The sequence below is a fragment of the uncultured Amnibacterium sp. genome (genome assembly GCF_964245895.1).
Lineage (GTDB): Bacteria > Actinomycetota > Actinomycetes > Actinomycetales > Microbacteriaceae > Amnibacterium.
Genome location: NZ_CAXTOQ010000115.1, coordinates 1 through 11,079, shown reverse-complemented (window position 1 = coordinate 11,079; position 11,079 = coordinate 1). Strand labels below are relative to the sequence as shown.

The following is an 11,079-nucleotide window of genomic DNA, read 5'->3' as shown; positions in this document are numbered from 1 at the left end:
GCTCGCGATCTCCGTGCCCCTCCGGCCCGACGTGCCGCGCGAGCGGCTCGGCTGGCTGTCGCTCGCCGCGGGCGCCGCGATGACGCAGGCGCTGCGGGGCCTCGGTGTGGCGGCGGCCGCCAAGTGGCCGAACGACGTGCTGATCGGCGGCAGGAAGGTCTGCGGCGTGCTCGCGGAAGCGCTGACCGCCCCTCCGAGCGCCGCAGGACGCCGCGGCGGCGTGGTGATCGGCGCCGGCCTGAACCACGCCACGCCGCGGGACGCCCTGCCGGTGCCGACCGCGACGTCGCTGGCGCTCGAGGGCGGACCGACGGACGCGGACGTGCTCGTCGCCGCCTACCTGCGCCGGCTGCTCGCGCTCGTCGGGGCGCTGGAGGAGGCGGGGGGCGACCCGCAGCGCAGCGGCCTGCGGGCGGCCGTGCTCGCGGTCTCGGACACGATCGGGCGACAGGTGCGGGTGACCCTGCCGGACGGGCCGATCATGGGGCAGGCTGTCGACATCGACGAAGCGGGCCGCATCGTCGTCCTCGGACCGGGGCGCGGCACCACGGCGTGCGCCACGGGCGATGTCGAGCACCTGCGGTATGAATAGCGCGTGTCCGTCGGGGTCGGAGGTGCTACGCGCGTGCGCACGGAGCGACGCCCCACGTCCGTCCCTCCCCAGCGGGAGGCGCCGGAGCAGGTCGTCGTGCGCCTGCGCCGGTCGGGCAGGCGCCTCGTGTGGCCCGCGCTGTTCTTCGTCGCGATCTGCTTCGGCACGGGCTACTGGTGGGACAGCTTCCCCGTCGCGTGGCTGAACACGGGGTTCCCGTTCGTCGCCGCGGGGCTCGCGCTGCTGCTGTCCCTGCTGCCGCTGGTCCGCTGGCTGAACCGGGTGACGATCATCACCACGAAGCGGCTCATCCTGACCGAGGGCTTCTTCGTCCGGCAGCGCCGGGAGTTCCCGCTCGGCCGCGCCTCCGAGGTCGCGCTGCACCGCAACCCGCTGCAGCTGCTCACCGGCAGCGGCGACGTGACCGTCACGAGCAGCGAGGGGCGGCTGACCCTGCACGACGTGCCGAGGGCCCGCCTGGTGCACCGGGCCCTCACCGAGCTGATCGACCGCGCGGCGCCCTCCTCCGCCTGACCCGCCACGCCCGCCGCCGGACGCCGGCGTGCGGGGTGCAGGACCGCGTGCGGGGTGCAGGACCGATCGGCCACGCCCGTCCTGCACGCGGCACCACGTCCTGCACGCGAGACCGGCGCCCCAGCCCGCGCTACTCGACGGACGCGCGCGCCTCCTCGCGCCGCGCGACCCGGTTCCGTCGCGCCGGGTGGTACACCCAGTGCCGGTACAGCAGGAAGCGGATCGCGGACCCGAGCACGAGCCCCACGACCTGCTTCGAGATGTTGTCCGCCAGCACGCTGCGGAAGCCGAGCACGTAGTGCGACACGGCGAGGCAGCCGAGCGCGACGAGCATGCCGAGCAGGCTCACGGCCAGGAACTCGACCGCCTCGAGCGCGCCCCTCGTGCTGCGGTGCGGGCCGAAGGTCCAGTACCGGTTGCCGATCCAGTTCGCGGCGATCGCCAGCGTCGTGGAGATCACCGCCGCCTTGATCGGGCTGCCGCCGAACGCCGGGGTGAGGCGCAGCAGGTTGTAGGACACGACGTCGACCACGAAGCCGACGCCGCCGACCAGCGCGAACTTCGTCAGCTGCCGCACGAGTGCGTGGTCCACGAGGGCGCGCATACGCTGCTCCTGCCTCCCACGATCGCTGGCCGTCCGCTCGGACGTCGCGAAGAATAGGTCATGCGGGGTCGGCTCGGGGCCGCGGCCTGCTGGCGGGACGGCAAGAGGACCCGGAGCGGATCGCAGCGGGCGAGCGGAAGGAGCGGCACGTGCGCGTCGGGGTGATCGGTGGGGGGCAGCTCGCCCGGATGATGGTGCCGGCGGCGGTCGAGCTCGGCATCGACATCGCCGTGCTGGGGGAGTCGGCGGAGTCGTCCGCGCGCATCGCGGTGACGGCGGTCGGCGACCACACGGACGCGGCGACCGTGCTCGCCTTCGCGCGCGGCGTGGACGTCGTCACCTTCGACCACGAGCACGTGCCGCAACAGGTGCTGCGCGCGCTCGTCGACGCCGGCGTCGCGGTGCGACCGGGGCCGGAGGCGCTGCTGCACGCCCAGGACAAGCTGGTGCTGCGCGAGCGGCTGGCCGCGCTCGGCGTCCCGCAGCCAGCCTGGGCGGGGGTGGAGGACGCCGCCGGGCTCGGCGCGTTCCTCGGCAGCGCCGGCGGCGCCGCGGTGGTGAAGACGCCCCGCGGGGGCTACGACGGGCACGGCGTGCGGGTGGTGCGCGAGGCCCACGCGGCAGACGACTGGTTCGCGGACGGCCCGCTGCTGGCGGAGGAGCTGGTCCCGTTCCGCCGTGAGCTGGCGCAGCTCGTCGCGCGCCGCCCCTCCGGCGACGTCGCCGTCTGGCCGCTGGTCGAGACCGTGCAGGGCGACGGCGTCTGCCGCGAGGTGTTCGCGCCGGCCCCGCGCACGAGCGCCCGCGTCGAACGGGTGGCGCGCGAGATCGCGCACACGCTCGCGGGCGCGCTCGACGTCACGGGCGTGCTCGCGGTCGAGCTGTTCGAGACCGAGGACGAGCGGGTGCTCGTGAACGAGCTGGCCATGCGCCCGCACAACTCCGGGCACTGGACCATCGACGGCGCCGTGACCAGCCAGTTCGAGCAGCACCTGCGCGCGGTGCTCGACCTGCCGCTCGGCGACCCGTCCGCCAGGGCGCCGTGGAGCGCGATGGTGAACCTGCTGGGCGGTCCCGCGGACGGCGACCTCGACGCCCGGGTGCCGCGCGCGATGGCCGACCAGCCCGCCGCGAAGCTGCACCTGTACGGCAAGGCGCCGCGGCCCGGCAGGAAGATCGGGCACGTCACGGCGACGGGCGACGACCTCGACGACGCCGTGTACGCGGCCCGCGCGGCGGTCACCCTCCTCCAGGACTGACGTCCAGGGCCGCCGGTACGATCGGCGCCGTGGAGCACGCGGAGGCACCGGTCGTCGGCATCGCGATGGGCAGCGACTCCGACTGGCCCACGATGCGGGCGGCCGCGGAGCTGCTCGACCGCTTCGGCGTGCCCTACGAGGCCCGGGTGCTCTCCGCGCACCGCACGCCCCGCGCGATGCTCGACTGGGGGCAGGCCGCCGCGGGTCGCGGTCTCAAGGTCGTGATCGCCGGTGCGGGCGGCGCAGCGCACCTGCCCGGCATGCTCGCCGCCGCGACGACGCTGCCCGTGATCGGGGTGCCGGTCGTGCTGAAGACCCTCGACGGGCTCGACTCCCTGCTGTCGATCGTGCAGATGCCGACCGGGGTGCCGGTCGCGACCGTCGCGATCGGGAACGCGGCCAACGCAGGCCTGCTCGCGGTGCGCATCCTCGGCACCGCCGACTCGTCGCTCGCCGCCGCCCTCGCGGACTACGCGCTCGAGCTCGAGCGGCTCGTCGCGGCGAAGGACGCCGCCCTGCGGGCAGGCGCCTGAACCGCGCCGGTCGCGAGCGCTCCTGACCGGCGGTGTCTACCCTGCTGCGATGCGGGGAAGGCGACTGACGCGGCCGGAGGCGCCCGGGGGGTCGCCGCTGCGCTCGCCGGACCCGCTCGACGCGCGCCTGATGACCCGGCGCGCGGCCTGGCTCACCGGGCTGCACCTGCTGGTCCCCGGCAGCGCGCAGGTGCTCGCGGGCAGCCGCCGCCTCGGCCGGTTCGGGCTGGCGCTCTGGCTGCTCGGCTGGGCGGCGCTGCTCCTCTCCGGGCTGTCCCTGCTCGTCCTGCCGCAGGCGGTGCTCACGCTGCCCACGAACGCGCTCGGCCTGACGCTGCTGCAGGCGCTGCTGGTCGCCTGGGCGGCGTGGTGGGTCGTGGTGACGCTCGACACCGCGCGGCTGCTGCGCCTCGTGCGCGTCCCCCCGATCGGCCGGGCCGTCCTCGCCGGGGTGCTCGCCGCGGCGCTCGTCGCCGGCGTCGGCGGCGCCGGGTGGGGCGCCTGGGCGTCCGGCGTCGCGCGGTCCACGATCGGCGACGTCTTCGCCGCCTCCCGCGTCGAGCCGCCCGCGGACGGCCGGTACAACATCCTGCTGCTCGGCGGCGACGCCGGCGCCGGCCGGTCGGGCCTGCGCCCCGACAGCGTCTCCGTGGTGAGCCTGAACGTGCTGACGGGCGACATGGTCACGTTCGGCCTGCCACGGGACCTCGACCGGATCCCCTTCGCGGACGGGTCGCCGATGAAGGCGCTGTACCCGGACGGCTACGGCGCGGGCGGCCGGTGCAACGTCGACGTCTGTCAGCTGAACTCGATCTACACCGAGGCGCAGCTCAAGGAGTCGGCCCGCTACCCCGACGCGGTGCGCGACCACTCGAGCGCCGGGATCGAGGCGACCAGGGAGGCGGTCGAGGGTGCGCTCGGCATCCCCATCCAGTACTACGTCCTCGTCGACATGGGCTCCTTCGACGACCTGATCGACGCGATGGGCGGCGTCACGGTCACGGTGAAGGACCGCCTCCCCGTCGGCGGGCACATCGTGAACGGGCGCCTGACCGGCGTGAAGGTGTGGATCGAGAAGGGCACCCGGCACCTCGACGGCGACAAGGCGCTGTGGTTCGCGCGGTCCCGCTACGGCTCGGCCGCAGGCGACTACGACCGGATGCTGCGGCAGCGGCAGCTGCAGGCGGCGATGCTGCACCAGATGAACCCGGTCACCCTGCTCACGCGGTTCGACGACGTCGCGGCGGCGGGCTCGAGCACGGTCTCCACCGATCTGCCGCAGGCGCTGCTCGGCGTGATCGGCGGCGCCGCGGTGCAGGCGCGGTCGCAGCAGGCGAGGACGATCGAGTTCACGCCGCCGCGCGTGCAGGACCCGACGCACCCCGACTGGACGGCGATCCACGCGACGGTCCAGCGGGCGCTGCGCTGAGATCGCCGCCCGCGGTCCACGGCTCCCGGCGGGCGGCCGGTTAGCCTGCCGCGGTGACCCTGATCACCCGGAGGCGCGTCGCGGACGTCTTCGTGACGTCCGAGCGGCACACCGGGCCGATCGACGTCCTCTTCGTCGTGACCGTCTCGCTGCTGCTGGCGGTGCACCTCACGATCTTCGTCGCGGTCGCCGCGCTCGCCCCCGTCACGGCCACGGAGGCGCGGAACCTCGCCCTCGTCCCGCTGCCGGTGGAGGTCGCGCGCGCGCTGGTACTGCCGTTCCACGCGCTGCTGCTCGGGTCGCTGTTCGTGATCGGCCGCCGCGCCGCCGGGCGCTGGGCCGGCTTCGGAGCGATGCTCGCCGTGCTGGCGCTCGACCTGCGGTCCGACCCGCTCGACCCCGTCTACGGCCCGCCGACCGCGGAGGGCGGGTGGATCGCGGCGGCGCTGCTCGCCGCCGGGTTCGCGCTGCTGCCCCGCAGGCGCCTGCTCGTCGCCGCGCTCGTCGGCGTCGCGAGCGGCTTCTTCGCCGTCTCGGCGCTCGCGCTGCCCGCCTTCCTGATCGGGATCGCCCTGACGCCGCCGGAGGACCTGCGCGCCCCCCGCGGACGGGCGATCGCCGCGTTCGCCGGCGTGTGGGCCGCGGCGGCCGCGCTGATGCAGCTGCTCTGGGTCGCGCGGCTCGGGCCGGCCGGGTGGGCGGCCCGTGCGGCCGAGTTCGTGGCGGAGTTCCGCCCGCACCCGCTCGTGCCCTGGCTCGAGCAGGACCGGCTGCTGTTCGCCTCCTGGCACTTCCCGGCGCTCATGACCTTCAGCCTCGCGATGTTCCTGTTCATCACGGCGCTGATCGGGGTGTACCGGTACTTCGCGATCCCGCAGCACGGCGAGCGGGGTCCCGCGGTCCTGCGGGTCCTGCGCCGCTTCCCGGCCGGCCTCTGGGCTGCCGGGTTCACGATGATCTTCAGCTCGATGTGGTGGGGGCTGTCGGGCGGCGGCGTGTTCGTGCTGCCGAACCTGCCGATCCTCGCGGCCGCGACGCCGCTGATCACCGCGATGGCGTACCGCGGCGCGAAGTGGCTGCTCACCGTGAACCGCTTCTGGGCGGTCGCGGCGGTGATCTACCTGGTCGGGCTGATCCTGGCGCGCACCACGCAGCTGGTCATCACGCTCGTGCAGGCCTTCATCTACTGAGTCGGGCCGCCCGGCCAGCAGGCCGTCAGGCGGAACAGCCGCGCCGAGCCCGAGCTCGCCACCAGCCGCACGCCGTCGGTGCGCGCCACGTCGTCGACGGGGTCGAAGCGGGAGGACGCCTTCCGATCGCCGGCCAGGTGACCCGGATCGGTGATCACCCACCGCACGCCCAGCCGCCGGACCGCCGGGCACACGCGGGCGTTCGTCGCCCAGTCGTCCAGGTGGCGGCGGACGATGCGGCCGTCCGTCGTCCAGTAGCCGCCGAGGTGCGGGAACAGCGTCTGCCGGCCGCCGAGCGCCCACGCCAGCGCCGACCCGTTCCAGGGGTTGCCCGCGATCAGCTCGCCCTTCGGCACGAACCGGCCGACCTCCTCCAGCAGCTGCTGCTCGTCCGCGTCGAGCAGCAGCCCCTTCTTCTGCGTCTCCGGGAGCGCGAACACCGACCCCATCGCGGCGCTGACGCCGCCGAGCGCCGGCCCGGTCCAGGTCAGCACCGCGACGAGCGCGGTGACGGCGGCCGTGGCGATCACGACCGTGCGCGGCGCGGGATCCGCGCGGCGCGCGGTGCGGCTGCGCAGCGTGCCGACCAGCTCCGCGCCGCCCGCGCAGATCGTCCAGGCCACCAGCGGCACGCCGATCGTCGGCAGGATGGCGACAACACGGAACTTGTCCTTGTCCCACAGCCCCGTGGCGATCTTCGCGAGGTCGCTGTCGCTGCCGGCCGCGAAGGCGTACAGCAGCACCAGCGCGAGGTAGGTCACGACCAGCCACCGCAGGCCGGGCCGCAGCGCCGCCGCGATCAGCCCGACGAGCGCCACGATCGCGAGCAGCAGCGACGGCGGCAGCGCCGTCTGCGCCGGCGCGACGAGGCTGGTGGCGAGCAGGCCCTGCAGCAGCGCCTGCGGGAACGTCTCCCGGGCCCGGGCGGGCCCGCCGTTCAGGTGGTCGGCGATCGGCCGCGTGCCCACGTCGTAGTAGTGCAGCACGAACAGCACGGCGAGCACGACGAGCACGGCGGAGGCGACGACGAGCAGCGCCCAGGTGATCCGGGCGCGGCGGCGACCGCGCTCCCCGGTCGCGGCGAGCGCGGTCATCCGCGCCGCGAACCACGCCACCGCCAGCGGCGTGCAGAGCACCAGGATCGCGACGAGCGACCGCGGGTGCGAGAACGCGGCTCCGGCCAGCCAACCCCCGAGCAGCAGGACGGTGCGGAGGCGGAAGGGCGCGGCTTCCGGCCGCCAGGGCGCCGACTGCGGGAAGTGCAGCAGGGCGGCGACCAGGGCGACGCCCGCCGGCAGGGTCGTGTAGGCGAGGCCGTTCGGGTAGAGCGTCCCGAAGTTGAGCAGCAGGTACGGGAACGCGACGAACGTGGAGGCGAGCACCGCGCCGACGGTCGCGACGAGCACGCGCTGCACGGGCGCCGCGTCGTCCCGGCGCAGGCCGGTGCGGCCGAGCAGCACGGCGCAGGCGAATGCGCTGGTGAGCGAGAACACCGGGCCAGCGGTGCCGATCCAGGTCGCGTTCGCCGCGATCGGGATGTCCACGCCGGTGGTCATCGACGCGAGCGCGGTCAGGCTGTGCCAGACGGCCGGGTAGAACGCCAGCTGCTTGCCCGGGTGGGTCAGCCGGTAGAGGTGCAGGCTCGACGCGTCCCCGGTGCCGACGATCGACGCCGCCGCGTTCAGGTGGAAGACGGTGTCGTAGGTCTGCGTGATGCGGTCGGGCGAGGGGACGAACGCGAAGGCGACCACCGTCACGGCGAGGGACGCCACGACCGCGCCGCCGAGGACCGGCAGCCACGAGCCGGGCCGCCAGGTGTCCCACGCGGGCAGCGGATGCCCCGCCGCGCGCAGCGCCGTCCGCACCGCGACGACCAGCACGACGAGCACCGCGGTCAGCGCGAGGATCGCCGGCCAGCCGAACGGCACCCCGAGCGCGCCCGCGACGACGCCGGTGATCCCGATCACGGCGTAGCCGAGCGGACCCGCGACCCCGAGCGCCGCGATGCCGCGCAGGCGCGCCGCAGCGGCCAGCGCGAGGCCGGGGAGGAAGACGGCGGCCAGGACGACGGCGACCGGCGGGCCCACTGCGGTCCAGGACATCTCGTGCACGACGGTAACGGAGGTGTCGCGCGCAGGAGGCGCGCACCGCGGGAACGACCAGGGCATTCGCACGGACCGGGCAGCGGGTCGCGGGGCCCGCGGATCCGTCCGCCACCAGGACTGGGGTCCTCGGACACGCCGCCGCGACCCCCGGCAGGACGCCTCCCCGTGCTTACCGTGGTCCGGTGGGGGAACGCGACAGGATCCGTACCGTGCGCGCCGGAGGCGCCGCATGGCTGGTGCTCGGCGTCGCCGCCGTCCTGACGGGCTGCTCGGCCCTCGGGGTGACCCCCGGGCCGGGGGCGTCCGCGAGCGGCCCCGTGCTCGACCCGTCGATCCCGTCGGCGACCCCGACGGCCACCGTCGCGTCGGCGCCGGCACCGACGATCACGCCCGTCGCGACGGGGGACCCGACCTCGCCGTCCGACACGCGGACGGCCGTCGTCCCCTTCATCACGACCGCGGACTGGGACACCGGCGCGAAGGCGCTCGACGTCTCCGCGATCGTGCCGAACGTCATCGAGAGCGGCGGCACCTGCACGGTGCAGCTGACCTCCGGCTCCACCACGCGCACCGAGACCGGGCCGGGGGTCGCGGCCTCGTCGTACACCGGCTGCCAGGCCGTCGCGATCGACGGCCTCGCCTCCGGCACGTGGCAGGTCCGCGTGCGCTACTCCTCCGAGAAGTCCGCGGGCGCCTCCGCCGTCCGCACGGTCCAGGTCCCTTGAGCGCCCGCACCCGGCGCCGCGCCCGCCTGCGCGGCCTGCTCGCCGTGCTCGCGGGCCTGGCCCTCGTCGCGACGGGCGTCGGCCTCACCGCCGCGACCGAGCAGGCCGCGAAGGCCGCCGTGCTCGACTCGTTCGACCCGGCCGACATCATCTCGAACGGGGTCATGTACAACAGCGCGACCATGACCGCCGCGCAGATCCAGACCTTCCTGAACGGCAAGCAGCCGACCTGCGCCGCCGGCGCCACCTGCCTGAAGTCGGTGAAGGTGGACATGCCCGCCATGGCCGCGAACCCGATGTGCCGGGCGGTCGGCGGGAAGCAGAGCCAGACCGCCGCGCAGGTGATCGCCGCGGTCGCCGCGGCCTGCGACGTGAACCCGCAGGTGATGCTCGTCATGCTGCAGAAGGAGCAGACGCTCGTCACCGGGCGCACGCCCTACTCCGGCGAGACGGTCGCGCTGATCTACCGCAAGGCCACCGGGCTCGGCTGCCCGGACACCGCCGCGTGCGACCCCTCGAAGTACGGCCTGTTCAACCAGCTGTACGGCGTCGCCTACTGGCTGGTCCGCTACACGATGCCGGCCGGCACCGGCGCGGGCACCGCCTACTCGTCGGTCTACAACTGGTTCCCCGTCGGCCGCGCTGGCGGCGTGCTGTACCACCCGAACGCCACCTGCGGCGCGCGCACCATCACGATCCAGAACAAGGCCACCGCGAGCCTCTACTACTACACGCCGTACCAGCCCAACGCGGCGTCGCTCGCGGCCGGCTGGGGCATCGGCAACTCGTGCTCCTCCTACGGCAACCGCAACTTCTACCTGTACTTCACGAGCTGGTTCGGCTCGACCCACTACACGGTGACCGGCGCGATCAAGACGTACTGGACCAAGCACAAGGCCACCTACGGCGACCCGGTCGGCAACGCCACCGCGGCTCCCGGAGGCACGTACCAGCGCTTCGAGAAGGGCATGCTGCTCACCTCGTCCAGCGGCACCTTCGGCGTGCGGCTGGGCTCGATGCTGACGAAGTACACCGCGCTCGGCGGGCCGGCGGGGCCGCTCGGCTTCCCGCGCAAGGAGCAGGCCGTGCGCACCGGCGCCTCCGCCGGCACGACCCAGTCCTTCCGCAGCGGCACCGTCTACGTCTCGTCGGCCGGGACCGCCGCGGTGCTCGCGCCCGTCGCCGCGAAGTACGCCTCGAGCGGCGGCGAGCTCGGGTCGCTCGGCTACCCGACCGGCGACGCGGTCACCGGCAGCGGCGGCACCGTGCAGGCGTTCACCGGCGGCCGGATCACCTCCGCCGCCGGCACGACCACCACCCTCACCGGCAGCACGCTGGCGATGTGGCTGAAGCGCGGCGCGCAGACCGGCACGCTCGGCTGGCCGACCTCCGCGATCGCGACGGTCACGTCCGGCGGCACCAAGGGCACGGTGCAGAGCTTCACGACCGGCGCCGTCACGGTGCGGGGCGGCACGACCACCTCCATCACCGGCCCGATCGGGCTGAACTACCTGTCCCACGCCGGCCCGTCCGGCGTGCTCGGCTGGCCGTCGAGCGTGCTGATCAAGTCGTCGGCCGCGGGTGGCGGGTACGTGCAGCGGTTCACCGGCGGCACCGTCTACTTCGGCGCCACCACCGGGGTGCACGCCATCGCGAACGGCAAGGCGCTCACGCTGTACAACCAGCGCGGCGGCACCACCGGCTCGCTCGGCTGGCTGATCCTCAGCGCGAACGACAAGCACGGGATCGGCGGGAACTCCGCCGTGTTCCAGGGCGGCCGCATCTACTCGTCGAAGGTCGGCACGGTGGCCGTGCTCGGCGCGATCCTCGAGAAGTACCTCGCGAAGGACGGCACCGGGGGCACCCTCGGCTGGCCCACCTCCAACGCCAAGAACGTGAAGGGCGTGACGGTGCAGACCTTCCAGCACGGCTCGATCAGCTGGACCGCCGAGGGCGGCGCGAAGGCGAGCTCGAGGTGACCGTCGAGGCCCTCCGTGGCGACTCACCGGAGACGACGGCTGCGCGCCCGGGAGATCCAGGGCATGGTTACACTCGTGCAGCCGTGCGCCACGGCGCCGCAGGACCCGGATGCGAGGGCCAGGTGACCC

The 11,079-nt window shown here is 74.6% G+C and carries 10 protein-coding genes; 8 read left to right on the top strand and 2 right to left on the bottom strand.

Features of this window, described 5'->3' with window-relative positions; translation table 11 throughout:
• Nucleotides 1–592 (top strand): biotin--[acetyl-CoA-carboxylase] ligase (locus ACFE60_RS13995; RefSeq protein WP_375389477.1); only part of this gene is annotated, 592 nt, incomplete at its 5' end.
• A 33-nt stretch (nucleotides 593–625) separates the two neighbouring features.
• Nucleotides 626–1,126 carry a PH domain-containing protein gene (locus ACFE60_RS13990; protein WP_375389476.1) on the top strand — a complete coding sequence of 167 codons (501 nt, stop codon included), beginning with the start codon at nucleotides 626–628 and terminating at the stop codon, nucleotides 1,124–1,126.
• 130 nt (nucleotides 1,127–1,256) lie between these two features.
• Here ACFE60_RS13990 and ACFE60_RS13985 read toward each other — a convergent pair whose 3' ends face one another.
• The gene (locus ACFE60_RS13985) at nucleotides 1,257–1,730 is read right to left on the bottom strand and encodes a GtrA family protein (RefSeq protein WP_375389475.1); all 474 of its coding nucleotides are present in this window, start codon (nucleotides 1,728–1,730) and stop codon (nucleotides 1,257–1,259) included.
• Between the two features lie 149 nt (nucleotides 1,731–1,879).
• On the opposite strand from ACFE60_RS13985, the gene ACFE60_RS13980 reads away from it, so the two are divergent.
• The 4 genes from ACFE60_RS13980 to ACFE60_RS13965 all read left to right on the top strand — a co-directional run bounded on the left by ACFE60_RS13980 (nucleotide 1,880) and on the right by ACFE60_RS13965 (nucleotide 6,141).
• Nucleotides 1,880–2,989 (top strand): 5-(carboxyamino)imidazole ribonucleotide synthase, encoded by a 1,110-nt coding sequence (locus ACFE60_RS13980; RefSeq protein ID WP_375389474.1) that lies wholly within the window; start codon nucleotides 1,880–1,882, stop codon nucleotides 2,987–2,989.
• A 65-nt stretch (nucleotides 2,990–3,054) separates the two neighbouring features.
• The gene (purE, locus tag ACFE60_RS13975) at nucleotides 3,055–3,522 is read left to right on the top strand and encodes a 5-(carboxyamino)imidazole ribonucleotide mutase (protein WP_375389478.1); all 468 of its coding nucleotides are present in this window, start codon (nucleotides 3,055–3,057) and stop codon (nucleotides 3,520–3,522) included.
• 49 nt (nucleotides 3,523–3,571) lie between these two features.
• Complete coding sequence (locus ACFE60_RS13970) at nucleotides 3,572–4,951, top strand: LCP family protein (RefSeq protein WP_375389473.1); 1,380 nt, start codon at nucleotides 3,572–3,574, stop codon at nucleotides 4,949–4,951.
• Between the two features lie 53 nt (nucleotides 4,952–5,004).
• Nucleotides 5,005–6,141, top strand: coding sequence for a hypothetical protein (locus tag ACFE60_RS13965; RefSeq protein WP_375389472.1), 1,137 nt, complete (start codon nucleotides 5,005–5,007; stop codon nucleotides 6,139–6,141).
• Here ACFE60_RS13965 and ACFE60_RS13960 read toward each other — a convergent pair.
• Nucleotides 6,135–8,243, bottom strand: coding sequence for a DUF6541 family protein (locus ACFE60_RS13960; RefSeq protein ID WP_375389471.1), 2,109 nt, complete (start codon nucleotides 8,241–8,243; stop codon nucleotides 6,135–6,137). The two genes, ACFE60_RS13965 and ACFE60_RS13960, sit on opposite strands and share 7 nt — an antisense overlap.
• A 212-nt stretch (nucleotides 8,244–8,455) precedes the next feature.
• Here ACFE60_RS13960 and ACFE60_RS13955 point away from each other — a divergent pair, with 212 nt between their 5' ends.
• Entirely contained in the window at nucleotides 8,456–8,971 is a 516-nt protein-coding gene (locus ACFE60_RS13955; protein ID WP_375389470.1) for a hypothetical protein, read from the top strand.
• A complete protein-coding gene (locus ACFE60_RS13950) occupies nucleotides 8,968–10,950 on the top strand; it encodes an LGFP repeat-containing protein (protein ID WP_375389469.1) in 1,983 nt (660 codons plus the stop codon). The genes ACFE60_RS13955 and ACFE60_RS13950 overlap by 4 nt, the downstream gene beginning before the upstream one ends.
• Nucleotides 10,951–11,079 lie beyond the last annotated feature (129 nt).

What these genes read in the sequence shown, in the direction of transcription:
- ACFE60_RS13985 (WP_375389475.1), bottom strand. Translation starts at nt 1,730, where the DNA reads ATGCGCGCCCTCGTGGACCACGCACTCGTGCGGCAGCTGACGAAGTTC.
- purE (WP_375389478.1), top strand. Translation starts at nt 3,055, where the DNA reads ATGGGCAGCGACTCCGACTGGCCCACGATGCGGGCGGCCGCGGAGCTG.
- ACFE60_RS13970 (WP_375389473.1), top strand. Translation starts at nt 3,572, where the DNA reads ATGCGGGGAAGGCGACTGACGCGGCCGGAGGCGCCCGGGGGGTCGCCG.
- ACFE60_RS13960 (WP_375389471.1), bottom strand. Translation starts at nt 8,243, where the DNA reads ATGTCCTGGACCGCAGTGGGCCCGCCGGTCGCCGTCGTCCTGGCCGCC.